Origin of the sequence: Halomonas sp., from assembly GCF_029263665.1 — a bacterium.
Lineage (GTDB): Bacteria > Pseudomonadota > Gammaproteobacteria > Pseudomonadales > Halomonadaceae > Halomonas.
In genome coordinates this window covers 237,877-262,817 of sequence record NZ_JAJUFQ010000003.1, presented here as the reverse complement: position 1 = coordinate 262,817, position 24,941 = coordinate 237,877, and the positions used below count along the sequence as shown (strand labels likewise).

At 56.4% G+C, this 24,941-nt stretch carries 25 protein-coding genes and 4 tRNA genes; 14 read left to right on the top strand and 15 right to left on the bottom strand.

Going from position 1 to position 24,941, the window contains the following annotated elements; genetic code table 11:
* Positions 1–69: 69 nt before the first annotated feature.
* The 6 genes from clpP to Q1K07_RS04480 all read right to left on the bottom strand — a co-directional run bounded on the left by clpP (position 70) and on the right by Q1K07_RS04480 (position 3,040).
* The gene (gene clpP / locus Q1K07_RS04505) at positions 70–690 is read right to left on the bottom strand and encodes an ATP-dependent Clp endopeptidase proteolytic subunit ClpP (protein WP_300308448.1); all 621 of its coding nucleotides are present in this window, start codon (positions 688–690) and stop codon (positions 70–72) included.
* Positions 691–769: 79 nt separating this feature from the next.
* Positions 770–2,113, bottom strand: coding sequence for a trigger factor (gene tig, locus Q1K07_RS04500; protein WP_300308445.1), 1,344 nt, complete (start codon positions 2,111–2,113; stop codon positions 770–772).
* A gap of 392 nt (positions 2,114–2,505) precedes the next feature.
* Positions 2,506–2,580 (bottom strand) — tRNA-His (locus Q1K07_RS04495).
* Between the two features lie 103 nt (positions 2,581–2,683).
* Positions 2,684–2,758, bottom strand: a tRNA-His gene (locus Q1K07_RS04490).
* 60 nt (positions 2,759–2,818) lie between these two features.
* Positions 2,819–2,895 (bottom strand) — tRNA-Arg (locus Q1K07_RS04485).
* A gap of 68 nt (positions 2,896–2,963) precedes the next feature.
* A tRNA-Pro gene (locus Q1K07_RS04480) sits at positions 2,964–3,040 on the bottom strand.
* A 363-nt stretch (positions 3,041–3,403) separates the two neighbouring features.
* Between Q1K07_RS04480 and folD the strand changes: the two genes are divergently transcribed.
* From folD to Q1K07_RS04435, 9 genes are all read left to right on the top strand, one after another.
* Positions 3,404–4,267 carry a bifunctional methylenetetrahydrofolate dehydrogenase/methenyltetrahydrofolate cyclohydrolase FolD gene (gene folD / locus Q1K07_RS04475; protein ID WP_300308442.1) on the top strand — a complete coding sequence of 288 codons (864 nt, stop codon included), beginning with the start codon at positions 3,404–3,406 and terminating at the stop codon, positions 4,265–4,267.
* Between the two features lie 195 nt (positions 4,268–4,462).
* Positions 4,463–4,930: an S-ribosylhomocysteine lyase gene (locus Q1K07_RS04470; RefSeq protein ID WP_300308439.1), complete on the top strand. Its 468-nt coding sequence runs from the start codon at positions 4,463–4,465 to the stop codon at positions 4,928–4,930.
* A 37-nt stretch (positions 4,931–4,967) separates the two neighbouring features.
* Positions 4,968–5,708, top strand: a complete 741-nt coding sequence (gene mtnN, locus Q1K07_RS04465; protein ID WP_300308436.1) for a 5'-methylthioadenosine/S-adenosylhomocysteine nucleosidase — start codon at positions 4,968–4,970, stop codon at positions 5,706–5,708.
* A 161-nt stretch (positions 5,709–5,869) separates the two neighbouring features.
* Positions 5,870–6,151 carry a hypothetical protein gene (locus Q1K07_RS04460; protein ID WP_300308659.1) on the top strand — a complete coding sequence of 94 codons (282 nt, stop codon included), beginning with the start codon at positions 5,870–5,872 and terminating at the stop codon, positions 6,149–6,151.
* A gap of 202 nt (positions 6,152–6,353) precedes the next feature.
* Entirely contained in the window at positions 6,354–7,847 is a 1,494-nt protein-coding gene (gene thiI / locus Q1K07_RS04455; protein WP_300308433.1) for a tRNA uracil 4-sulfurtransferase ThiI, read from the top strand.
* 91 nt (positions 7,848–7,938) lie between these two features.
* The gene (metG, locus tag Q1K07_RS04450) at positions 7,939–9,981 is read left to right on the top strand and encodes a methionine--tRNA ligase (RefSeq protein WP_300308430.1); all 2,043 of its coding nucleotides are present in this window, start codon (positions 7,939–7,941) and stop codon (positions 9,979–9,981) included.
* 10 nt (positions 9,982–9,991) lie between these two features.
* Positions 9,992–10,993: an RnfABCDGE type electron transport complex subunit B gene (locus tag Q1K07_RS04445; protein WP_300308427.1), complete on the top strand. Its 1,002-nt coding sequence runs from the start codon at positions 9,992–9,994 to the stop codon at positions 10,991–10,993.
* A gap of 143 nt (positions 10,994–11,136) precedes the next feature.
* Positions 11,137–11,772: an endonuclease III gene (gene nth, locus Q1K07_RS04440; RefSeq protein WP_300308424.1), complete on the top strand. Its 636-nt coding sequence runs from the start codon at positions 11,137–11,139 to the stop codon at positions 11,770–11,772.
* Between the two features lie 100 nt (positions 11,773–11,872).
* On the top strand, positions 11,873–12,172 hold the full coding sequence (locus Q1K07_RS04435; protein ID WP_300308421.1) for a hypothetical protein: 300 nt from the start codon (positions 11,873–11,875) through the stop codon (positions 12,170–12,172).
* Positions 12,173–12,293: 121 nt separating this feature from the next.
* Here Q1K07_RS04435 and Q1K07_RS04430 read toward each other — a convergent pair whose 3' ends face one another.
* The 5 genes from Q1K07_RS04430 to Q1K07_RS04410 all read right to left on the bottom strand — a co-directional run bounded on the left by Q1K07_RS04430 (position 12,294) and on the right by Q1K07_RS04410 (position 16,398).
* Positions 12,294–12,485, bottom strand: a complete 192-nt coding sequence (locus tag Q1K07_RS04430; protein ID WP_300308417.1) for a hypothetical protein — start codon at positions 12,483–12,485, stop codon at positions 12,294–12,296.
* An 18-nt stretch (positions 12,486–12,503) separates the two neighbouring features.
* Positions 12,504–13,712, bottom strand: a complete 1,209-nt coding sequence (locus Q1K07_RS04425) for a YeeE/YedE family protein (protein ID WP_300308414.1) — start codon at positions 13,710–13,712, stop codon at positions 12,504–12,506.
* Between the two features lie 20 nt (positions 13,713–13,732).
* On the bottom strand, positions 13,733–14,698 hold the full coding sequence (locus tag Q1K07_RS04420) for a sulfurtransferase (RefSeq protein WP_300308411.1): 966 nt from the start codon (positions 14,696–14,698) through the stop codon (positions 13,733–13,735).
* Between the two features lie 147 nt (positions 14,699–14,845).
* Entirely contained in the window at positions 14,846–15,154 is a 309-nt protein-coding gene (locus Q1K07_RS04415) for an HlyU family transcriptional regulator (protein WP_300308408.1), read from the bottom strand.
* Positions 15,155–15,180: 26 nt separating this feature from the next.
* Complete coding sequence (locus Q1K07_RS04410; RefSeq protein ID WP_300308405.1) at positions 15,181–16,398, bottom strand: argininosuccinate synthase; 1,218 nt, start codon at positions 16,396–16,398, stop codon at positions 15,181–15,183.
* Between the two features lie 202 nt (positions 16,399–16,600).
* Here Q1K07_RS04410 and rnt point away from each other — a divergent pair, with 202 nt between their 5' ends.
* Positions 16,601–17,269: a ribonuclease T gene (rnt, locus tag Q1K07_RS04405; protein WP_300308402.1), complete on the top strand. Its 669-nt coding sequence runs from the start codon at positions 16,601–16,603 to the stop codon at positions 17,267–17,269.
* A gap of 97 nt (positions 17,270–17,366) precedes the next feature.
* Here rnt and grxD read toward each other — a convergent pair whose 3' ends face one another.
* A complete protein-coding gene (grxD, locus tag Q1K07_RS04400) occupies positions 17,367–17,714 on the bottom strand; it encodes a Grx4 family monothiol glutaredoxin (RefSeq protein ID WP_300308399.1) in 348 nt (115 codons plus the stop codon).
* Between the two features lie 243 nt (positions 17,715–17,957).
* Here grxD and argF point away from each other — a divergent pair, with 243 nt between their 5' ends.
* Both argF and Q1K07_RS04390 read left to right on the top strand, forming a co-directional pair.
* Positions 17,958–18,878: an ornithine carbamoyltransferase gene (gene argF / locus Q1K07_RS04395; protein WP_300308396.1), complete on the top strand. Its 921-nt coding sequence runs from the start codon at positions 17,958–17,960 to the stop codon at positions 18,876–18,878.
* A 375-nt stretch (positions 18,879–19,253) separates the two neighbouring features.
* A complete protein-coding gene (locus tag Q1K07_RS04390; RefSeq protein WP_300308393.1) occupies positions 19,254–19,943 on the top strand; it encodes a response regulator transcription factor in 690 nt (229 codons plus the stop codon).
* Between the two features lie 161 nt (positions 19,944–20,104).
* Here Q1K07_RS04390 and Q1K07_RS04385 read toward each other — a convergent pair whose 3' ends face one another.
* Entirely contained in the window at positions 20,105–21,484 is a 1,380-nt protein-coding gene (locus Q1K07_RS04385; protein ID WP_300308390.1) for a lyase family protein, read from the bottom strand.
* 346 nt (positions 21,485–21,830) lie between these two features.
* On the opposite strand from Q1K07_RS04385, the gene Q1K07_RS04380 reads away from it, so the two are divergent.
* On the top strand, positions 21,831–22,214 hold the full coding sequence (locus Q1K07_RS04380) for a phasin family protein (protein ID WP_300308387.1): 384 nt from the start codon (positions 21,831–21,833) through the stop codon (positions 22,212–22,214).
* Between the two features lie 165 nt (positions 22,215–22,379).
* Positions 22,380–22,967 carry a hypothetical protein gene (locus Q1K07_RS04375; RefSeq protein WP_300308384.1) on the top strand — a complete coding sequence of 196 codons (588 nt, stop codon included), beginning with the start codon at positions 22,380–22,382 and terminating at the stop codon, positions 22,965–22,967.
* Positions 22,968–22,996: 29 nt separating this feature from the next.
* On the opposite strand, the gene hda is transcribed toward Q1K07_RS04375, so the two are convergent.
* Positions 22,997–23,698, bottom strand: coding sequence for a DnaA regulatory inactivator Hda (gene hda, locus Q1K07_RS04370; protein WP_300308381.1), 702 nt, complete (start codon positions 23,696–23,698; stop codon positions 22,997–22,999).
* Positions 23,695–24,819: an AI-2E family transporter gene (locus Q1K07_RS04365; protein WP_300308377.1), complete on the bottom strand. Its 1,125-nt coding sequence runs from the start codon at positions 24,817–24,819 to the stop codon at positions 23,695–23,697. Before Q1K07_RS04365 ends, hda begins: the two co-directional genes overlap by 4 nt.
* Between the last annotated feature and the right edge of the window lie 122 nt (positions 24,820–24,941).

The window sequence follows — 24,941 nt, the reverse complement described above, 5'->3', positions numbered from 1 at the left end:
TCTGGCAGCGGTGGCCACGAATGGCCACCGGGAAATCACGTATTCACAGCGCGCAAGACTGCCACGCTATCAGGATACTGGCCGCTTATCCAGCACTGCGTCGATCAGGCCATACTCTGCAGCCTGAGCGCCACTCATGAAGTTGTCACGGTCAGTATCCCGGGCAATGGTGTCAAGGTCCTGACCAGTATGCTGGGACAGAATCTTGTTCAGCTTTTCACGGATCCCCAGGATCTCACGGGTATGAATCTCGATATCCGTGGCCTGACCCTGATAACCACCCAAGGGCTGATGAATCATCATCCGTGAGTTGGGCAGGCAGTAGCGCTTGCCAGCTGCACCTCCAGCCAGCAGCAACGCACCCATGCTGGCTGCCTGACCAATACACACAGTAGACACATCAGGCTTGATGAACTGCATGGTGTCATAGATTGACATGCCAGCCGTTACCGAACCGCCCGGTGAATTGATGTAGAGATGGATATCCTTGTCCGGATTTTCGGACTCGAGAAACAGCAACTGAGCCACCAGCAGGTTGGCCATGTAGTCTTCCACCGGTCCCACGAGGAAGATCACGCGTTCCTTGAGCAAGCGGGAATAGATGTCATAAGCACGCTCGCCGCGGGCGCTCTGCTCGACGACCATGGGCACCAGGCCCCCGGCGGCGCGAATGTCGAACTCGTTGTGCATGGGAAGATGTCCTTGCATCCGGTGTGAATGGGGGAAGAGACGACAAGGCCGACCCAGTGGGCCGGCCTGCGGCGTGCTATCAGGCGTCTTCGCCTTCCTGCTCGTCGTCATCGCCCGGCTGCTGCTGCGCTGCTGCCAGAGCATCCTGGTAGGACATTTCTACGTCCTTCACAGTAGCCTGCTCAAGCAGTTGAGCCACAGCCTTCTCTTCAAGCAGAGCAGATTTCACCTGAGTTTTCATCTGCTCATTGTTCATATAGTACTCGACAACCTCTTCCGGCTGCTGGTACTGCTTGGACAGATCTTCGACCTTGGCCTTGATCTCATCATCGCTGGCTTCCAGCTCGTTGGCCTTGATCACTTCGGCGAGCAACAGGCCAACCTTGACACGGGTCTTGGCCTGATCAGCAAACAGCTCGTTAGGCAGCTGGCTGACATCGAAGTCTTCACCCAGGCCAAACTGCTGAGCAGCCTGGCGCTTGAGGACATCGGTTTCCTGCTGAATCAATGCCTGAGGCACAGGAATATCATTAGCCTTCTGCAGAGCGCTCAGCACCTGGCTCTTGACGCGGTTTTCCACCGCCTGGCCAGCTTCGCGGCTCATGTTGCTCTTGATCTCGGCGCGGAAGGCCTCGACATCGCCGCCTTCGACACCGAACTTCTCGATGAAGTCCGCATCGATTTCAGGCAGAGCCTGGCCCTGGACGCCATGCACCTTGACCTTGAAAGTTGCTTCCTTGCCCGCCAGGTTTTCAGCCTGGTAGTCCTCAGGGAAGGTAACCTTGATTTCCTTGTCCTCACCAGCGGTGGCACCAATCAGCTGGTCTTCGAAACCAGGAATGAAGCTGCCGGAACCCAGAACCAGATTGTGGCCCTTGGCACTGCCGCCTTCGAAGGCTTCATCACCGAGGAAACCTTCGAAATCGATGTTGACCTGATCGCCATCGGCTGCGGCGCGTTCGACATCTTCCCAAGCAGCATTCTGCTTGCGCAGAGTCTCGATCATTTCATCGACATCGCTATCGGCGATATCGACCACCGGACGCTCTACTTCTGCGCCTTCGATGGACGCCAGCTCGATCTCCGGATACACCTCGAGGATGGCAGTGAACTCAAGATCCTTGCCCGCTTCATTAACGTTGGCCTCAATCTGGGGCCAACCAGCCGGGTTGAGCTTTTCATCGGTGATGGCACGCACATAGCGCTCGCGCATCACTTCGCCCACGACCTCGTTACGTACTTCCTGACCATAGCGCTGGCGAACTACCGACATCGGTACCTTGCCCCTACGGAAGCCGTCGAGACGGACATTCTTGGCGGCATCCTGAAGACGGGCGGCTACGGCCTCGTCGATCTCGGCGGCCGGCACCTGGATGTTGACGCGGCGTTCGATCTGGGAGGTCGTATCGACGGAAACTTGCATGAATAATCCTCTACCGACTGGAGTCGTACTGGAACAATGTAAAACATCAAAGAAAGGATTTTATGAATCCCTTTGAGCACTGGCAAGCGCGAACCCTACCACTATGGGGTCCCTTTTCACTATTACAAGGGCAAAACCATGGCAACATGCGCAAAAAACTGTCGTGATGACGATGCCGGATCATATCGACCATGCCCGACACAGCGCACCCATACAATACGAAACAACGAGAGCAGCCTGCTGGATCAACAACATCCACATGAAAAATCAAAGGCCAGAAGCGAGTAAAGAGATGAGCTCTAGCGAGCCTTGCCAGCAGAACACACCAGCGCACACACATTGACAATAGAGAGCCAAGAAGAGAGAGAAGCAGACAGGAAAGGTCAAGGAAATGGGGTGGATGATGGGGATCGAACCCACGACCACCGGAGCCACAATCCGGGGCTCTACCACTGAGCTACATCCACCACAACCTTGAAGATCTGCCTTGTAGACCTTCAGCCAACCCAGATCAACACCAACACGAGGCCTGGACCAGCAAGTCACTACAAAATCAGTTGCCGCATCGAGTGGGGTGGATGATGGGGATCGAACCCACGACCACCGGAGCCACAATCCGGGGCTCTACCACTGAGCTACATCCACCATATCGATAACAGCCTGCCTGACACCACCGGAAGACCATGGATTGGCCACCACACGACGTGGCGCGCCCAGCAGGACTCGAACCTGCAACCCACGGCTTAGAAGGCCGTTGCTCTATCCGGTTGAGCTATGGGCGCATACTACACAACCGCATGCTTCACCACAATCTTGTCGAAGAATATTCTTCAATACAATCAACAAGTTGTGGTCGGGGTGGAGGGATTCGAACCCCCGACATCCTGCTCCCAAAGCAGGCGCGCTACCAGACTGCGCTACACCCCGTCGGCACAAGTTGCACGGCCCTTGACGCTGCCTTCACAGGTCTTGCCAAGCGCTGCGTATTCTACGGAAATCTGACCCGGCGTCAAGCGGATAGAGAAAATTCCTTGTAAACCCCATGCAACGGCGCAACGCCTACATCTATATGCCAACGCCTTAATTCCGTGTATTGCCATGCTCTACCCTTCGATACCCTAGGACATTCAGCCCCGCATCAAGTAACCCATCAAGCCATGCATGATCCGGAAGCACAAAAGATACTGGAAAGAAGTCATGCAACAAGCCGGTTCCACTGAACGACCCGGCATGCGAAAATCTTTGCGCATTTTTTGTGCCTATCCACTTTTCTTGTGCTGAGGGAAGCCAATGACCGCCCAACTCATCGATGGTAAATCGATAGCCGCCTCTGTTCGCCAGCAAGTTGCCCGCCAAGTGCAGGCACGCCGTGAAGCCGGCGCCAGGGTCCCGGGACTGGCGGTCGTGCTGGTCGGAGAGGACCCCGCTTCCGAGGTCTATGTGCGCAACAAGCACAAGGCATGCGAAGAAGCAGGTCTACACTCCGTCAAGCACACCTTGCCAGCATCCACGACCCAGGCAGAACTGGAGACACTGGTCGACAAGTTGAACGCAGACCCCAGCATTGACGGCATTCTGGTTCAGCTCCCCCTGCCGAACCACCTCGACTCCCGCCCGATCCTCGAACGCATTCTGCCAAGCAAGGATGTAGACGGTTTCCATCCCTATAACCTGGGGCGCCTGGCACAACGCCTGCCCCTACTGCGCCCCTGCACTCCTAAGGGCGTCATGACCCTGCTCCAGCACACTGGGCTCAAGGTGCGCGGCCTCAATGCCACGGTAGTTGGCGCCTCCAACATCGTCGGCCGCCCCATGGCACTCGAATTGATGCTGGCTGGCTGCACCACTACGGTATGTCACCGCTTCACCAGAGACCTCGAACAGCATGTCCGCCGTGCCGAGGTACTGGTCGTCGCTGTAGGCAAGCCAGGCCTGGTGAAGGGCGAGTGGATTCGCGAAGGCGCCATTGTCATCGACGTAGGGATCAACCGACAGGAAGATGGCACCCTGATAGGAGACGTGGACTTTGCCGCCGCCTCAGAGCGCGCCAGCTACATTACCCCCGTACCCGGCGGCGTCGGCCCCATGACTGTCGCCAGCCTGCTGGAGAACACGCTGATGGCGGCAGAACTGCATGATGCCGAGCAGGCCTGATCATCAGCATGAATAACTTGTTCGATTGAACAAGGCGGAACGCATTTCCCGCGCGCAACCTGCCGATTCTCGCGCGCCAGCAGACATATCGTGCTTCCCCGAGGCGTTCGCTGGTGCGGACGCCTCAACACTTTAGTAGAATGAGCAGCCGTTTTTTCTTTTATCGTTACATCCGTTTCTCGCGAGGTCCGCGCCATGAGCGACAAGAAGATGAATGTCGAAAGCTTCAACCTTGACCACACCAAGGTGAAGGCCCCCTATGTCCGCCTGGCCGACATCAAGACTGGCGAGAATGGTGACCGTATCCACAAGTACGATCTGCGCATCTGCCAGCCCAATCGCGAGCACATGGAAATGCCTGCACTCCACTCACTGGAGCACCTGTTGGCCGAGCTATCGCGCAATCACTCCGACAAGGTAGTGGACATCAGCCCCATGGGCTGTCAGACCGGCTTCTATGTCGCCATGATCAACCATGATGACTATGACGATGTCCTTAGCCTGATCGAGAACACCCTCAAGGATGTGCTCACTGCAACAGAAGTGCCCGCCTGTAATGAAGTGCAGTGCGGCTGGGCTGCCAGTCATAGCCTGGAAGGCGCTCAGGCACTAGCAAGGGACCTCCTGGCCAAGCGAAACGAATGGACCCAGGTCTTCGCCTGAGCCCTCACTTCACTTCGTTCAGGAGACCCCTCTCAATATGAAACGCATTGGCATTATTGGCGCCATGGCTCAAGAAGTTGCCATTCTGGCCAGCCAACTGGAAGACGTCACCACTCACACCCATGTCGGCTCCACCTTCCATGTGGGCCGCTTGCATGGAGCAGAGGTGATCCTGCTGCAATCCGGCATTGGCAAAGTGAATGCCGCGATTGGCACGACACTGCTACTCGACACCTATCAGCCAGAAGCCATCATCAACACCGGTTCTGCCGGCGGGTTTGGCGAGGGCTTGAATATTGGCGACATCGTCGTTTCCAGCGAGGTTCGCCATCATGACGTCGATGCTGTGGTATTCGGTTATGAGCATGGCCAGGTACCCAACATGCCGGCTGCCTACCTCCCCGACGAGCGTCTGGTAAAGGTGGCTGCCGAATGCGTCGAGGCCATGGGCGAGGTCAAGGTCACCGAAGGCCTGATCGCCACTGGAGATGTCTTCATGGCCTGCCCGGATCTCGTTGCCCGCACCCGCTCACGCTTCCCGACCATGCTTGCAGCAGAGATGGAAGCTGCCGCCATTGCCCAGACCTGCCATCTCTACGGCTGCCCTTTCGTGGTCATCCGCGCGCTCTCGGACATCGCCGGCCAGGGAGACAACCATTTATCCTTCGAGGATTTCCTCGAACAGGCCGCAGAACATTCCAGTCGCATGGTCAGTGCCATGGTCGCGCGCCTGGCCTCCCCGGTCACCCAGCTCGACACGCCCACCGAACAGGCCTGAGCAGATCCAGACTCGAAATATGATAGCGTCCTGCCATCCCCCTGGACGCTATCATGAAATGGCCAGCCCGGCGGCTTCGCCGCGGTGTCACTGTCCCGCACACCCACCAAACGTGGTATTTTGGTGGCACATTGCTTAGCTTGCCCATGAGGAACGCGCCAATGGCATCTTCCGAGATTCAAAAAACCCGGATCATCAATGAGCTAAAAGGGTTTATCAGAAAACTGCTCCAGGACCCCAAGATTCTCGAAGCTTCACTGGAAATCGCCCGCCGGCACCTGTCCGAAAATGCTGAGGGTGACGTCATGGCCGCCATCGCCAATGAAATATCCGACACCACCAGCATTCATATCCCCGAAAACCCCGAGGATCATTCAGAAGCCGATAGACTGTTTCTGGAGCTGTTGAAAGAAGTCATACAGGAAGAACAGGCTCTTTACTGACAGCCCACCCGAAACAACTGACTTCCCGGTTTATCAGAGCAGCGCATCCAGAACCAACATACCAGGCCAGCACATCATAGAGAGCCATGCCGTGGCCTGTCGGTCGCGGCGCACATGTTGCCATCCATCACTCGCCCTGGCTTCTTTTACTTTACTCATCATTCCGCTGCCGGACTTGCATTTTCCTATCTGAAGTTTCCTCATGGACTATCACCTCACACTTGCTCCTGACATCACCATCAAGTCCCGCTCGGTACGCCGTCACCTGACAAAGTGCCTGGCCCGAAATGTCCGCAATACACTGCGTCGTTCAGAGCCTCAGGCTGTCGTATTGAATCAATGGGATCAGTTGATCGTGCGCCTGCCCCAGACACTCTCTGCCGGCCTACGCGAGATTCTGGAAAAGTCCATGACCCGCATACCGGGAATCCACCGTATCTCCCGGGTAAGAATGTCGGAGTTTGGCGATCTGAACGCTTTGATTGAAGAGGTGGCAGATGAATGGGCGCCACGCATCTCCGGCAACAGCTTTCGGGTGAGCGTCAAGCGCAGCGGCCAGCATGACTTTCGTTCGGTCGACCTGGAACGCCGCCTGGGAGCCGTTCTCCTTGAACGCGCCAATGATGCCCGTGTCAGCCTGACCGCAGCACAAGTCGATGTCCGCCTGCGCATCGACCAGCAAATCGTCATGCAGGAAGACACAAGCTGGCCTGGAGCCGGAGGCTTCCCCATTGGCACTCAAGGCCAGGCTCTGGTACTGATGTCCGGTGGCTTTGACTCACCTGTAGCAGCGTGGAAAATGATGCGACGCGGCATCAAATGCCACTTTCTGCTGTTCCGCTTCGCCGGAGAAGATCAGGAGCGCGCAGTAAGAGCCATTACCCTGCGGTTATGGCAACTGCATGGCGCTTCTCACAATATCACCTTCACCACAGTGCCTTTCGAAGACGTCATCGATACCATTCGCCGTGATGTTCCCGACGGCCTGATGGGTGTCGTGCTGAAACGCTTGATGATGCGTGCAGCCGAAAGGGTTGCCATACGCGCCCGCCTGCCCGTGCTGGTCACGGGTGAAGCCATCGGCCAGGTATCAAGCCAGACGCTGGCCAACCTGAGCCTGATCGATGGGGCCTGTCGCTTGCCGATCCTGCGTCCCTTGCTGACGGATGACAAGCAGGACATCATCGATATCGCAAGACACATTGAAACAGCTGAGCTATCCGAGGTAATGCCTGAATATTGCGCCGTCATTTCACGCAAACCTCACGTCAAAGCGCCCTGGCCACTAGTGGAAGCCGCAGAAGCCGCCTTGCCAGAGGATCTACTCGACAGGGCCATTGCCAATCTGCATCGTTGTGCCGTTGACGCCCCTATGGAACCAGATGACGCACAGGGCTCCACTGAGATCGACACCATCAGCTTTGCCAAACTGCATGAACTGAGCGAACCAAGACCTCAAGTCATTGATATCCGTGCCCCGGATCAGGCAGAAACCAATCCGCTGCAACTCGATGACTGGGATATACGGCATATCCCCTTCTACGAGCTTGCCTCGCAAGGTAGCCAGCTTGATCCGCAAGGCTCTTATGTCCTGTACTGCGATCAGGGCATCATGAGCCGCCTGCAGGCACTACATCTCAAGAGCCAGGGCTTCGACCATGTTGCCGTGCTGAGCAGCAAGCCGAACCAGGCCTGAGGTCATCACCGATACGGAGGATCCAGCGTTTCCCTGAAGCTGGATCCTAGCTACAATCGTCGCCTATTTTTAACGGGATATTTGTACTGCCATGTCCAACGCCACACCTGCCTCGCGCAAGATCCTGGTCACCAGTGCCCTGCCCTACGCCAACGGTGCCATCCACCTGGGTCATCTGCTGGAATACATCCAGACCGACATCTGGGTGCGCTTCCAGAAGAGCCGCGGCCACCAGTGCCATTATGTGTGTGCTGACGACGCCCATGGTACTGCCATCATGCTGCGGGCCGAACAGGAAGGCATTACCCCCGAAGAACTGATCAACCGCGTATCGCAGGAACATCAACGCGATTTTTCCCGTTTTGGCGTGGCGTTCGACAACTACCATTCGACCCATTCCGAGGAAAATCGCTACTTCAGTGAATTAATCTACAAGCGCCTGCGCGACAAGGGGCATATTGCCACCCGTGACATCGAGCAGATGTACGATCCGGTCAAGGGATTGTTTCTGGCTGATCGTTTTATCAAAGGCACCTGCCCAAAATGTCATACCGCAGATCAATACGGCGATAACTGTGAAGCCTGTGGTGCCACCTACACGCCAGCGGATCTTATTGACCCGGTATCCGCCATTTCCGGAGCTACGCCTGAGGTCCGCAGTTCCACCCATTATTTCTTCAAGTTGCCGGACTTCGCTGACTTCCTGAAATCCTGGATCGATGATGGACACGTGCAGCCCCAGATTCGCAACAAGCTGATGGAGTGGTTCGAGTCCGGTTTCAATGAATGGGATATTTCCCGTGATGCCCCTTACTTCGGCTTCGAGATTCCCGATGCTCCAGGCAAGTACTTTTATGTCTGGCTGGACGCCCCCATCGGCTATCTGGCCAGCTTCAAGAACCTGTGCGAACGAGAGGGTCTAGATTTCGACAGCTATTGGCGCAAGGACTCTGATGCCGAGGTCTACCACTTCATCGGCAAGGATATCGTCTATTTCCATGCCCTGTTCTGGCCGGCCATGCTGCATGGTGCCGACATGCGCACTCCCAGCGCCGTGAACTGCCATGGTTTCGTGACCGTCAACGGCGCCAAGATGTCCAAGTCCCGCGGCACCTTCATCAAGGCAGAAACCTACGCTGAACACCTCAATCCGGAGTACCTGCGTTATTACTTCGCAGCCAAGCTTGGCAGCCGCGTGGATGATCTTGACCTCAACCTCGAGGACTTCGCCCAACGCGTCAATTCCGACCTGGTAGGAAAGGTCGTCAATATCGCCAGCCGCTGCGCCGGCTTCGTCAAGAAGCTCGGCGGTGGCCGTCTTTCCGCTCAGTGCACCGAACCGCAGATGCGCGAACGCTTCATTGCGGCCGGCGAGGAAATCGCGAGCTACTATGAAGACAGGGAATTCGCCCGCGCCATGCGCTTGATCATGGAACTGGCCGACGAGGCCAATACCTATATTGCCGACAAGGCTCCCTGGGCCCTGGCCAAGGAAGATGGTCGCGAACAAGAAGTGCTGGACATCTGCTCCATGGGCATCAACCTGTTCCGCCAGTTGATGGTCTATCTGGCCCCCGTGGTTCCGGCCATGGCCGAACAGACGGCCAGCTTCCTGAAGCTTGACTCTCTGGACTGGAGCAGTCGCGAACAATGGCTGCTCGACCATGAGATCGCCAAGTTCAAGCCACTGATGACCCGCGTCGAGACGGATCGTATCAATGCCATGATCGAAGCATCGAAGGAGGACCTGGTGGAAGAACAGAAGCTCAAGGAGGCACCCAAGGGCCCCTTGGCAGATGAACCCATTGCCGAACAGATCACCTTTGACGACTTTGCCAAGGTCGACCTGCGCATTGCACGCATTGCAAAGGCAGAGTATGTGGAAGGTGCCGACAAGCTGCTCAAGCTGACGCTGGACCTTGGCGGTGAAACTCGCCAGGTGTTTGCCGGCATCCGCCGGGCCTATGCTCCTGAAGCACTGGAAGGCAAGCTGACCGTGATGGTTGCCAACCTGGCACCGCGCAAGATGCGCTTCGGCATGTCAGAAGGCATGGTCCTGGCTGCTGGCGACAATGATGGTATCTATCTACTGGAACCCCATAGCGGCGCCAAGCCGGGCCAGCGCGTCAGCTAAGCCAACCGTGATGAATCAGCACGCCCTGATCGAGACCATCGATGCCACCTTGCCGCAAACCCAATGCGGCAAGTGTGGACATGCTGGCTGCCGCCCCTACGCCGAAGCCATCGCTGCCGGAGACCCCATCAATCGCTGCCCGCCCGGTGGAGAAACCACCATCGTGCGGCTTGCCGAACTCACCAACCGCGCCATCCTGCCACTCGAACAACCCGCTCAGTCACCGCTGACAGCGTGGATACGTGAAGACGAATGTATTGGTTGTACCAAGTGCATTCAGGCCTGCCCTGTCGATGCCATTCTCGGGGCAGCCAAGCATATGCATACGGTCATCACTAACGAGTGCACTGGCTGTGAACTGTGTATCGCGCCTTGCCCGGTTGACTGTATCGACCTGTTGCCACACCCCGGCTGGCAAGCGGCCAACGACGATGCCGAGCGCCAGGCGTATCTCGCCCAGCGCGCGAGCACTGCCCGTCAGCGCTTCCTGGCGCGCAATGAGCGACTGGTCCGCCAGACAGAAGAACGCCGTCAACGTCGCGCCAGACGCCTGGCAAGTCGAAATACCCGCCAGGGCATGGACAAAGATGCACATGCGCGCACAGATCAGAGCACTGTTCAACCAGCGCATGTATCGAGTGTGCCACCTAGCAGCCTGCGTACCAAGCGCGTCAGCTTGCTCGCCAATCTCAAACGCGTGACCCGACAGCAGCAGCAGGATGGGCTTACGGATGCTCAAGGCGCCGAACTGGAGCGGCGCGCAACCGAGTTGCGCGCACGCCTCGCCGATATCGATCAGCAGTTGAGCAATACCAACGCAACACGGCCCGATCCAGGCGAGCGTCAGCGCCGTTTTGCTGTCAGTGCGGCGGAACAGTCACTGCGTCGGGCCCAGCAGCAACTTGCCCACGCTGAGCGGCAGGACGACCCGGTGGTCATCGCCAATGCGCAACAGCAGCTCGAACAGGCCAAACAGATACTTGCCGATGCCCGTGCCGCCCAATCGTCCTGATGCCCATCTGGCCATACGAGCCCACCGAGGCGGTAATGATATAATCGGCACTGATGACGCTACAGGGCCTTGTAGCGTCCCGGCAGCACCTCAGACACCGGGACGACGCACCCCTTGTCCTTACTTCTGATACCGGCTCACTCATGAATGCCCAGATACGTCTCGAAATCTTCACGCGCCTACGCGAACATAACCCCGAGCCCACTACCGAACTGAACTGGTCCACGCCCTTCGAGTTACTGGCGGCGGTGCTGTTATCCGCCCAGGCCACTGATGTGGGCGTCAACAAGGCAACTGCCCGCCTGTTCCCGGTAGCCAATACGCCACAAGGAATCATCGACCTGGGTATCGGTGGTCTCAAAGAGCACATCAAGACCATTGGCCTGTTCAATACCAAGGCCGAAAACCTCATGAAGACCTGTCATCTTCTACTGGAACGCCACAATGGCGAGGTTCCCCAGACACGCACTGCCCTGGAAGCCTTGCCAGGAGTCGGACGCAAGACAGCCAACGTGGTGCTCAACACTGCATTCGGCCAGCCTACCATCGCCGTCGACACACATATCTTTCGTGTATCCAACCGTACCGGCATTGCCAAGGGCAAGGACGTTGTGGAAGTGGAGCAAAAGTTGCTGCGTCACGTTCCCAAGGAATTCAAAAAGGACGCTCACCACTGGCTGATTCTGCATGGCCGCTACACCTGCGTGGCTCGCAAGCCCCGTTGCGGGAGTTGCGTCATTGAGGATCTGTGCGAGTTCAAGGACAAGACCGAGCTCTAGATGCTGCCACTCATGCCATGGTTGTCATGCCAAAGTGGTAACGCCCTTGTCCTGCCAAGCCGTTAGGCTAAAGGCATTCTCTCGACATGAGCATTTAGCGATGCAGGACGCGGCACACGAACTCCTGATTCCTCTCGCCATGGCAGCCAGCTTCGGCGCTTTCACGGGCTCCCTGTTTCGTCTTACAGGCCGTCCAGGAAGCCAGCGCCCACTGATGTTTCCGATCCTTGGCCTGCTGGGCGGCATCACGGCCTTCATGATTCACCGAGTGCTGGTATGGACTTTCGATGCTCCTGTCTGGCTCTTGCCCATTCTGGTGGTACTGCAAGTCTGGCTATGGCTAGGCCCCTTGGGCCCCAAGATCGCACAACCTTCCAGGACTCCAGACAACGACCATTGATCGTCAGCACGCATACGTCAGACGCCACCGTTTCGGTGGCGCCTGATTCGTACTTGATCGATTCAACATGCACCTGCCCTGAGGTATCACTGGGCTCTGCACCATATTTATCTGGCATCCGTCATCGCCTTGAGGGGCACGGCGCTCCACAAGGTGCACAGGCCGAAGCGTCACGCTGGTTCAAGGACGCCTTGGCATGCCCATCCCCCATATTGAAAGCAAAGGTCGGACTGTGCAGGTGATCCATCATGATCAGCACCAGAGCTGCCAGCAGGATGCCGAGCACTCGGTGACGTTTATACATGCCTTTCATGGGGCTTCCTCACCGTCATCAATTGGCCAGGCGGAAAAATGGGCGCAGGCGAATGCCGATCAGTGAACCGGCAAAAGCACAGGCGAACCATATCCACGCGTGCAGGCTACCCGATGCCAACCCTGAGAACAGAGCCCCGATATTGCAGCCGAACCCCAGACGCGCGCCGTAGCCCAGCAGCAGGCCGCCACCGATAGCCGCAATGAACTGGCGAGCGACCAAGGGCTGATTGCTGGCAGCATTGAACTTGTTGGCCATGCCAGCGGCCCACATGGCCCCCAACAACAGGCCAAAATTCATCACCGAAGTGATGTTGACCAGCACCGAATCCGACAACGCCATGGCGGGATAATCCCAGGTCCAGAACTCGAACTGGCTCATGTCCACGCCCAGCGCCTGCAATACCTTGGCCCCCCACAGATTGAAGGCAAAGGTGATCCCCCATGGCGCCCCACCGATGGCCAGTGTTGCCGCATTGCCCAACGCCAGCACCACAATCGCCCAGACAAAAGGCCAGCGCCCCGTCAGCAAAGTGCGCCATACACCACCCTCCGCTGGCATCATGCGCAACTCGCCATGTTCGACATTGCCATGAGCACGCCGCTCGACACGATTGACCCACAACAGCACCAGTCCCAGACCGAGCCATTGCACAGCGATGGCACCGGGAACCCCCATGAGTGTGATGAGATTCACCGGATCAAAGCCTGGCAAATCCAGCCACCAGGGAAGATGAATGGAACCCAGCACCGCACCAATGATGAAAAACAGCAGCGTCACCATCATGCGAATGTTGCCCGCACCTACAGTGAAGAGCGTACCGGAGCCACATCCACCACCGAGCTGCATACCGATGCCAAACATGAAGGACCCTACGACAAGGGATACTCCAATAGGAGCCACAGCTCCGGTCATGCCCGGGTGACCACTACCCAGCAGCGGAATCATGATCAGAGAAGCCAGGGCAAACAACATCAACTGAGCACGCATTCCAGCACCACGCTTGGTGGTCACCAGATTGCGCCAGCCGGCGGTGAAGCCAAAGGCGCCATGGTAAAGAGCTACGCCAAGCACAATGCCTACCGCGAACAGAGCAACGAGGAATGGTGCGGTTTCAAGCCAGATCAACCCACCCAGAACCAGCATTCCCACCAATGCCACGCCCACGACAAAGGTATCGACTACCGGGCGCTCCGCCGTTGTCATTACAGAAGATGACTGAGTCATGAGATCCAAGGCCCTTTTGCTTACTCTTTACCAACGCCAAGCGCGTCCAATATCTTGCCCAGGCCTTTCTTGGCCACGACAAGGGGGCGGCTATCATCCTGAGTCCATTCGACCATGGAGCCATCATAGAGAGCGACATTGTCAAAACCGGCAATTTCACTCAGCACGAACCAGTCAGTAGACGCCCAGTGTCCCGTGTTGCAGAAGGACACGGTCGGCTGGCTGGGATCCAGGCCTGCAGCCTGAATACGCGCTTCAACCTCCGCGGTATTCAGATGCCAGGCACCATCATCACCGGAGAGAAAATCTTGATTAGGGAGATTGAGTGCATCCGGGATGGTACCTGGCGCCTTGGCATCCGGAGCCTGGGTCCGGCCGGCAAAGAAATCCTGTGGACGAGCATCCACCAATTGCTCTCCTGCTTCACGGGCAGCCACGACATCGTCGGTAGTGGCAATCAATGACTCGTCCAGCTTGCCTTCGAAGCGTACTGGATCACGATATTCCGCCTCCCCACTGGCCACTTCCAGGCCGGCCTCCTGCCAGCCGGCAAAACCGCCATCAAGAATCGCCACCTCATCGTGACTGAGAACCTTGAAGGTCCAGTAGATCCGGGCAGCACTACCGAAGTCGGTAGGCCCAGTACCTGCAGGTACAATCACGACCGTATCGTCATTGCCAATCCCCAGGCCACCGATGAGGCGCTCCAAGCTCGACACGGGAGGCAGCATTCCGACCACGCCATCACGGGTTTCACGCCAGCCATCTTCACTGTAGTTGGAATAGATACTGCCGGGGATATGGGCCGCTTCATAATCAGAGCGGTCACCACCATCATCCACACTTGAGCGAACATCAAGTACCACTAGCCCCTCATCGCCCAGGTGATCATTCAGCCACTCGGGACTGACCAAAGGTTCCACATTGCCGGCATATGCCTGACTGGTGGCCACCAGGGCACCTGCCAATATCAGTGACCTCAGCATAATCTTGACCCCTTTGCCTGGTTATTCATGCATCTATTATGCTGCTGATTCCCATAAACTCAACGACAGCGCCCCATTGATGCGTCACCAATAAGCAACGCCCCCATGCTCGTGGAGCATGGGGGCGTGATCGGCGCTTCGAACAGTCTATCGCTCAGAGAACATATCGTCGCCTATCTCATCGATGAAGCGTTCGGCCTTCTGCCGCATCAGTTCATCGCAGGCATCACGAGAAGACAGCATATCCGAGCGTTCGAAACGGTATTCCAAGGTCTCTTCGGATTCACCGTCTGCCAGCGTCTTGCGGATAATGCCGCTCACCCGATACTGCCCACCCTGCTGTTGCGGCAGGGAGATGATCAGATAACCACGGTATTCATGCTCTACTCCCGTGGCTTCAGTTTCTGAGTGACGCTCACCACCCTTGAACAAACCACCCAGCAGTTTCTTCAACATGAGCGATACCTCCCTGCCAAAAACAGTCAGTCCTGACGGCGCCCTTTACCTGCCGCAATACGCAGTCGCAAGGAATTGAGCTTGATGAAGCCTTCGGCATCCTTCTGATTGTAAGCACCTTGGTCGTCCTCGAAAGTCGCGATGGACTCATCGAACAAGGAAGCATTCGAACGACGGCCGGCCACACTGGCATTACCCTTGTACAACTTCATGCGTACTACGCCAGAGACATTCTTCTGGGTTTCATCGATGGCAGCCTGCAACATGCGGCGCTCCGGGCTCCACCAATAGCCGTTGTAGATGACTTCGGCATATTTCGGCATCAACTGATCTTTCAAGTGTGCCTCTTCACGATCCAGAGTGATGGACTCGATGGCACGATGGGCGCGAAGCATGATGCTGCCCCCTGGGGTTTCGTAGCAGCCACGAGACTTCATGCCCACATAACGGTTCTCGACGATATCGAGGCGGCCGATACCGTTGGCACCCCCAAGCTCATTGAGCTTGGCCAGCACTTCATGGGGCTTCATCGGCACGCCGTCAAGGGCAACGATGTCCCCTCTCTCGTAGGTCAGTTCCACGTAGGTCGGAGCATCCGGGGCTGCTTCCGGAGATACGCTCCAGCGCCACATGTCTTCTTCGGCCTCTGCCCACGGATCCTCGAGGATGCCGCCTTCATAGGAAATGTGCAGCAGGTTGGCGTCCATGGAATATGGCGACTTCTTCTTCTTGGAGAAGTCCACTGGAATATCGTGCTGCTGACAGTATGCCATCAGCTTCTCGCGCGAATTCAGATCCCACTCGCGCCATGGTGCGATAACCTTGACCCCCGGCTTGAGGGCATAGGCGCCCAGCTCGAAACGTACCTGATCATTGCCCTTACCGGTCGCGCCATGGGAGATGGCATCGGCCCCTGTCTGGTTGGCAATTTCGATAAGGCGACGTGCAATCAGCGGGCGCGCAATAGAGGTACCCAGCAGGTACTCACCTTCATAGATGGTGTTGGCACGGAACATCGGATATACATAGTCACGCACAAACTCTTCGCGCAGATCTTCGATGTAGATCTCTTTCACGCCCAGGGCCTCGGCCTTGGCACGTGCTGGCTCGACCTCTTCCCCCTGGCCGATATCAGCAGTAAAGGTCACCACCTCACAGTCGTATGTTTCCTGCAACCATTTGACGATCACGGAGGTGTCCAGACCACCGGAATAGGCGAGCACGACCTTCTTGACATCGGACATGCGAGCGGCTCCTTCTTATTGAGGGGAAATGTGAGGGGTCAAACATGGTGGGCGTCAGAGGACGCCGACAGAGAGGCGATTATAGCGCGCCAGGCGCGCCACGAATACCATCAACGGGACGCCGCGTCCCTAAGCTGCTAGACTTTCGCCACTTTCGTCCCAGTATTCAGCATTCATCCGTATATATCCCAAGGAGAGGTGCATGAGCGAGCTGATTGCCCGCGAACTCATGGCTCAACGCTTTCGCAGCTTCCTGCCAGTAGTGGTAGATATCGAAACGGGTGGTTTCGATCCGCACAAGGACGCCCTGCTGGAAATTGCTGCCGTGACGCTGACCATGGATCCCGAGGGCAACCTGCTGCCCGATGCGACCTATGCCTATCACGTGACACCTTTTACAGGTGCCAATGTCGAACAGTCAGCACTGGACTTCACCGGCATCCGCCTTGATGACCCACTGCGTCAACAGGTTGCTGTCAGCGAAGATGAAGCCCTAGGCGAGATTTTTCGCCCTATCCGCAAAGCCGTGAAAGCCCACGGCTGCACTAGAGCCATTCTGGTTGGGCACAACTCTGCCTTCGACCATGGCTTTCTCAATGCCGCTGCAAGCCGTTGTGATATCAAGCGCAATCCTTTCCACCCATTTTCCAGCTTCGATACCGCTTCCCTGGCAGGGCTGGTCTATGGGCAGACTGTTCTGGCCCGGGCCTGTCGGGCCGCTGGCATCGAATTCGACAACAGCTCCGCCCACTCTGCCCGCTACGATACCGAACGTACCGCCGAACTGTTCTGCGCCATGGTCAACCGCTACAAGGACCTGGGCGGCTGGCGACTGGCCCTGCAGGAGCAAGGCTTCGAGGACGACGATTGAATCAACACGGTACTCTCCGTGATGAATACCTCTGAATGCACAAGGCCCTGCCGGATAACCGGCAGGGCCTTGTCTCAGACAGGCATCGGGCAAACTGTCAGGCCTGTCCTTCTTCCTGCTGGCGGGCACGCTCGGCAGCCTGCTTGATCAGCGGCTCAAGTTCGCCATTGCCATGCATCTCAAGGACAATGTCACAACCGCCAACCAGTTCTCCTTCGACCCACAACTGCGGGAAAGTCGGCCAGTTGGCATACTTGGGCAGCTCGGCGCGAATATCCGGATTGTCCAGGATATTGACGAAAGCGAAACGCTCACCACAGGACATCAGAGCCTGAACGGTACGCGCAGAGAAGCCGCATTGCGGCAGCTGCGGAGATCCCTTCATGTAGATAAGAATCGGGTTCTCGCTGATCTGGCGCTGAATGTTCTCGAGAGTAGTGCTCATCACGGCTCCTTGATAAATAGTGCTTTACAGTAACGCTGAGGCATTACCTGTGACATGGGGCCACTTGCCCTGATTTCAAGAGCAAGTCTTCAAGGACAAAGAGGTTGCATGAATCTGACCTTGACCATATCCGACAATATTACTCAACTTTATTGTTGCGCGCATTGTACGTCCATAGCGCACATTGCGCATCATTGAAGGCCTGTCATAGGATGGTTTCTTTTTTTCCGCTGGAGAGCAGTCATGGGCCCACGCCACTTCCTGACGCTTCTGGACCTGAGTCCCGAAGAACTGCGTTATCTGATTCAACGCGCAATCACCATCAAGAACGGCCTCAAGGCTCATGGCCCGACCTACACTCCGTTCACCAACCGCACCATGGCCATGATCTTCGAGAAATCATCCACTCGCACGCGAGTCTCCTTCGAGACAGGCATGGCGCAGTTCGGTGGGCATGCGCTGTTTCTGTCCCCCCGAGATACTCAGCTCGGCCGGGGGGAACCCATTTCCGATACCGCGCGAGTATTATCGGAAATGGTCGATATCGTCATGATCCGCACCTTCTCCCATACGGGGCTGGAAGAATTTGCTGCTGCCAGCTCCGTGCCTGTCATCAATGCCCTGACGGATGATTATCACCCCTGCCAACTGTTGGCCGACGTGATGACCTGGACCGAACTGCGCGGTAGCGTTCGCGGGCGCACGGCTGTCTGGGTCGGTGATGGCAACAACATGTGCCACTCCTGGATAAATGCTGCACGCCAGTTTGATTTCAACCTGCGAGTCTGCTGCCCGGAAGGTTATGAGCCTCGAGCAGACATCATGGCTGCAGCAGGAGACCACGTCACCCTGATGCGTGACCCCATGGCAGCCGCTCAAGGGGCAGACCTGATCACGACGGATGTATGGGCATCCATGGGCCAGGAAGAAGAACAGGCTAAGCGCGAGGCAGACTTTACCGGCTTCCAGGTCACAGAATCCATGCTCGATATCGCTGCCGATGACGTGCTGTTCCTGCACTGCTTGCCAGCTCACCGAGGAGAAGAAATCAGCACGACTCTGCTTGACGATCCACGCGCAGTCGTCTGGCAGGAAGCAGGTAACCGCCTCCACGCCCAGAAAGCATTGATCGAGTTTCTATTGCTGGGACAAGTCAGCCATTGATCGCAGCTTCCCCCATGAACGGGAAAGGCCCGCCATGATGGCGGGCCTTTCCCGTTCATGGGGGAAACGTGACCGTTAGCCTGGCGGAAGTGGCTCGCTGTCCGAAGAATCCCTGAACACTTGTGCCCTCTCCTGCACCGCTCTCTCCTTCCATCATATCCCTCGTTCCTTCCCCTGCTTCTTCAGCCTTCTCCTTGTCTTCTTTCTTGAAGTCCTCACCATTTTTCCTGCTCGACTGCCCTATACAGCACAACTTACATCATTTTTAGTCCTTTTCTTACAAATAGAATCAGAATTTACACAATTGAACTGCAGCTAAACATATTGAAACAATAAGAACATTCCGCACAACAATGAGATTAAGGATGTTTCATTATGGAGCAAAAGACACAAAGAAGGTCGAAGGCAAGCTATGAAGGCAGGCGACGTCAGGCCTCTGTGATCATCGTGGATGACCATCCTATGATCCGCATGGCCGCTGCCATCACACTGGAACGCTCAGGCATGAATGTCGTGGCAGAAGCAGACAACGGCGTGGACGCTATCCAGCTGACAAAACAGCTCACCCCAGACGTCATGATCCTCGATATTGGCATCCCCAATCTGGACGGGCTGACTGTCATCAAGCGTACCAAGGCCCTGGACAACCCTCCCGGCATTCTGGTGCTGACTTCATTCGACGGAGATGTTTATGCCCGTAGATGCCACAAGGCCGGGGCTTCGGGCTTCATCAACAAGAGCCTGGACATGTCTGCACTTGTCCGAGGCGTGCAATGCATTGTCGATGGATATACGTTCTTTCCCAGTTCCGTTACCTCAGAAAAATACGAACAGATCAACGATGACGAAGATGTCGCCGACAAGCTTTCCAATCGTGAGTTGATCGTCCTGCAGCAACTACTCAAGGGAATGAGCAACAAGGAAATCTCTGACTTGATGCTGCTTAGCAACAAGACCATAAGCACCTACAAACAGAGAATCTTCGAAAAGCTCAATGTCAGTAACATCATTGACCTTGCTGATGTCGCCAAACGACATAACCTGTACGACGGCATGACCAAGTAATCAGGCAATCTCAATGAGGATTCTAGAAGTAAGCGGGCAGCACTGGCTGCCCGCTTACCTTTCCTGGCGCCACTTCATTTTCCAGGCATCCCTTCAATCCGATGACAACGCTATCTAGCCGCTTCTATCACGATAGGTCATCAGACACGTTTGGTTAGAGCCTAGAGGGGAATCCCTCCATGAGTCAGAGCAACAGGATCCAGCAGACGCTCCAGCTCATCACGGGAAAGTTCCGTTTCCTCCAATGCGACATCGATGATAGGACGCCTCGCCTGATACGCTTTCTTGGCGATAGCTGCAGCAGCATTGTAGCCAATGACCGAATTCAAGGCGGTTACCAGAATCGGGTTACGGGCCAGAGGGCCTTGCAATTGATCTTCACGTACACGAAACGAGGCAATCGCCTTGTCAGCCAGCAAACGCGAGGTATTGGACATCAGCCTGATCGCGGTAAGCAGGTTACTGGCCACTAGTGGCAACATGACATTGAGCTGAAAATTACCGCTTTGCCCTGCCACGGTCACCGCCATATCCAGCCCGATCACCTGAGCAGCAGCCTGAGCAGCAGATTCTGGAATGACAGGATTTACCTTACCAGGCATGATCGAACTCCCTGGTTGCAGAGCCTCCAGTTCAATCTCGCCAAGGCCCGCCAGAGGTCCAGAATTCATCCAGCGCAGATCATTGGCGATCTTCATGACCACGCAGGCCAGCCCGCGCAACTGCCCTGATAGCTCTACCGCAGCATCCTGCGACCCTAGACTTGCGAAGAAACTGTCGTTGGGTACGAGAGGCAAGCCAGTCTGGCGCGACAGGGCAGTGGACATGCGAGTGGCAAATTCCGGGTGTGCATTGATGCCCGTTCCCACTGCTGTTCCTCCCTGGGCCAGTCGGCATAACCGCACAAGTGCACTGTCCAGGCGCTCAATGGCTTGTCCCACCTGGCTCGCCCACCCATCCAACTCCTGACTCAAACGCAGGGGCATGGCATCCATCAGGTGTGTACGGCCAGTCTTGACCACCCCCCCGACCTCCTGCGCCTTGGTCTCGATCACTGCTCGCAAGTGTTCCAGGGTTGGCTTCAGAACATTGACAACTTCCAGAGCCGCAGACAAATGCAGTGCTGTAGGAATCACGTCATTGCTCGACTGCCCCATGTTCACATGATCGTTGGGGCTCACTTCGAGACTATCGGTCGAGGCCAGGTGGGCGATCACCTCATTGACATTCATGTTACTGGAAGTACCGGAACCGGTCTGAAACACATCGATGGGAAACTGATCATCATGGGCCCCTGCGATGATCGCATCGGCTGCTGAGACGATAGCTTGGCAACGTGCTTCATCAAGTAGACCAAGATCGTGATTCACCTCAGCCGCAGCTCGCTTGATCCGAGCAATCGCATGAATGAAAGGCGCAGGCATGGGCTGGCCAGAGACAGGAAAGTTATTGACCGCACGCTGGGTCTGAGCGCCATATAGAGCACCTGCTGGCACCTCCAACTCCCCCATGCTATCGCGCTCTATACGAGAGTGATGCATTGGAACCTCCATTGGTGAACATAGCGACATCTCCTTTCACAATGGCAACTCCCTCTTCCCATGACAAGCATCACGACAATGGCGAGTATCGTGGTCATTCAAGGTATGCATTACAGCTTTCCAGGGCATGCGTCACAACTTCGTCATGCTCCGGATCTATGCTGGCAATTCCTTTACCACACACTTCTTGCTGCATCGCACAAAAACGTTGCAGCGCATAAATCGCAATGCTATTGTGCACTGCAACAGAAGTCGAAATGTGAGCAGAAGGCTCCGGCCCTGGTGGGCAATGCCTTCAAGCGATAGAGATAAACGCAACATCTACCCATTAGCAGGAGACATCACCATGGTCCGTACATTCGACGCCAAGGCCCTATTCAACAACGAGCAGCTGGAAGAACTGTTTTTCGCGCCAGCTCGCGCCTATGCCACTCTGTCCGTCGACTTTGCCGAAAAGCTGACCAATGCTCAGCTTGATGCTGCCAAGGCCTACACTGAGACCGGCCTGGCCCAGGTTCGTGCCTTCACCGCCGTCAAGGACGTCGAAGGTCTGCGTTCCTACATGGAAGGCCAGCAGAAAGTCGCCAAGGATCTGACAGATCGCATGAAGGGCGATGCCGAAAAGGTCGTCGCTCTGCAGCGGGACTTTGTGGCAGAAAGCCAGAAACTGGCCGAAGCCAACGTCAAGAAGGCCAGCGATACCGCTACCAAGGCTAGCACTGCACAATAAAACATGTGCTGAAACTAGCGAGATAATCAAAACCGGCTTTCGATCCCCATCGGAAGCCGGTTTTGTATTAGGCTGTCATGGCACAGGGCATAAAAAAGGAGCGATTCCGGCAAGATCCAGTGCTTGCGGAATCAACAAACCCAGTTTGTCATGAGGGATACGGAGATGACCCAGCTACCCAGCCGCTACTTGCCGCTTACGGCCTTGGCGACTTTAGCGATCGCTCTTGCAGGTTGCCAGAGCATCATTCCAACCGATAGAGGCCAGGGCCCCGATGTGGTTGACATTGGCCAGCCGGAGCCAAGCCAACCAACCCCAGCAGAGAAACCCACCACCCCACCTCCCGTACAACGTGTCAGCCGCACGGTAGCATTCGATCCAGCAATGTATGCGCAGTTGCCCAAAACGGGTACTGCTGTGGTGACTGGCCGTTTGACGCTCAACACCAGCAACGGGGTTGTCATCGGTTCACAACAGGGTGTTTCTGTGGCCCCTGTTACTCCCTACTCTGCAGAGGCCGTTGAGCAGGCTCTGGCAGGCAAGACGGTCGAGCGCGCCGACCCCCGGGCCCAGGAGTACACCCATAGCACCCGCACTAATGCAAACGGCTACTTCATACTCAGCAACCTGCCGCCCGGCCACTTCTATGTCTCCGGTATCGTGGAAAACCCCAGCACTGGCGAACGCGAGATTGTCATCAAGGAAGCAACTCTGAGCAACGACCGTACAACAGAAGTTGAACTGACTCGCTAGACCTTCAGCGCGACTCCATCCTGGCCGTTTTACCAGCCCAGTGCATTCTTGACGAAGGGTATCGTCAGTTTGCGCTGGGCGGAGAGTGACGCACTATCAAGAACATCCAGGCAGCGCAGTATATCTCCCAGTTGCCGAGGTCCTCGATGCAGAATATAACGGGCCACTTCATCAGGCAGTTGCATGCCACGCAAGGATGCCCGCAACTGCAGGGCTCCCAGGCGCTCTTCGTCTCCCGGCAGCCCCATATGGAAGGTCACCCCCCAGGTCAGGCGTGATGCCAGATCGGCCAGTTGCACGTCAAGCTGGCGGGGCGGCCTGTCGGCCGCAATCACCAAGCGCTTTCCGCTGTCACGAAGCCGGTTGAAAGCATGGAACAGCGCTTCTTCCCAGCGCTTCCGCCCTACAACGCGTTCCAGATCATCAATGGCCAGCAGGTCAAGGCGTTCCACGTCTTCCAGCATCAGCGGCGGGAAATGCCCTAGCTCCTCAAGTGGTAAATACAACGTGCGCAGATCGCGAGCCGAAGCCTGATGACAGGCCGCCTGCAGCAGGTGACTACGCCCTACTCCGGGTGGTCCCCATAGATACAGAAATGGCTCCCCATCCGCGTCAAACTGATGCAGCAAGCGCCCGACCAACGGCTCGCTGGCACCAGGGTAAAAATTGCTGAAGGTGGCATCGTCACGCAGACCGAGCCCCAATGGCAGTTGTGAGGGCGCACGCCTCATGAAGGTTCCTCGTTGTCTCCCCTTGAAGGGGGAATCTCCTCTGACTGGTGCGACTCCTTGGCACCGATCTTTCCTGAACTATCATACAGAGAAGATTTTTTATAATTTTCATGCAGATAACGCAATACTACCATGACCACAGCCGCGACAGGCAAAGCCAGCAACACACCAGTAAACCCAGCCAGCTGCCCTCCCGCGAGAACAGCGAAGATGACAGCCACCGGATGCAAGCCAATCTTATCGCCCAGCAACTTCGGTTGCAGGACCACACTTTCGACAAGCTGTCCGAAACCGAACACACCCAGCACAGCCAACAGCATCAGTGGATCATGAAACTGGAAGAATGCCACAAGACCCGCCACCGTGATGCCAACGATCACGCCAAGATAGGGCACAATACTGGCCAGCCCCGAAAGCAGGCCGATCAACAGGCCAAAACGAATGCCGAAGAGCGTCAAGCCAATAGCATAGATCACACCCAGGCACAGCATCACGATCAGCTGTCCGCGCAGGAAGGACGACAGCACCTCGTCGCACTCCCGGCTCAAGCGGACAGCAGCGGGCTCCCAACGGCGTGGCAAGGAGTCGCGCAGCTTGGCCACAAGGCGGTCCCAATCAAGTAACAGATAGAAAGTGACCACTGGAATCAAGGCCAGATTCCCTATCCAGGCAACCAGCGCCAGGCTGGAGCGGGAAACCTGAGCCAATACCGTCGCAGCCACGGTGCTGGTCTCCTTCCAGTTGGATACCAATGCCTCTTTCATTTGATCGAAATCGGTATTCAGATCGAGACCCGTCAGCGATTGCAACTTGGGCAGTACACTTTCCTGCACCCAGTTCAGTATGGAGGGAATGGCTTCAGCCAACTGCCCGACCTGACGTCCGAGGGCGGGCACGACCAGCAGCAACGTCAAGCAGATGAGAAAGGTCAGCAGGACAAATACCACCGTGACCGACAAGCGCCGGGACAACCCCCAGACTTCCAGACGATCAGCAATCGGATCCCCCAGATAAGCCAGCACCGCGCTGATGAAAAAGGGAGCCAGAACCGGCTCTATACTGGCGAAAAACCATAGCGCGATGGCCACTACGACCGCGACGACCCACCATTGCCTACGCATTCTGTTCTCCCTGAAATGAAGCGTAATGCCTGATTTCTTCATGCAACGCATGACCCGCCTTGCGGGATACGCAGCATAACGATTGAAAATAGTGCTACAATCCGGCCCCCAACGTCTCATTG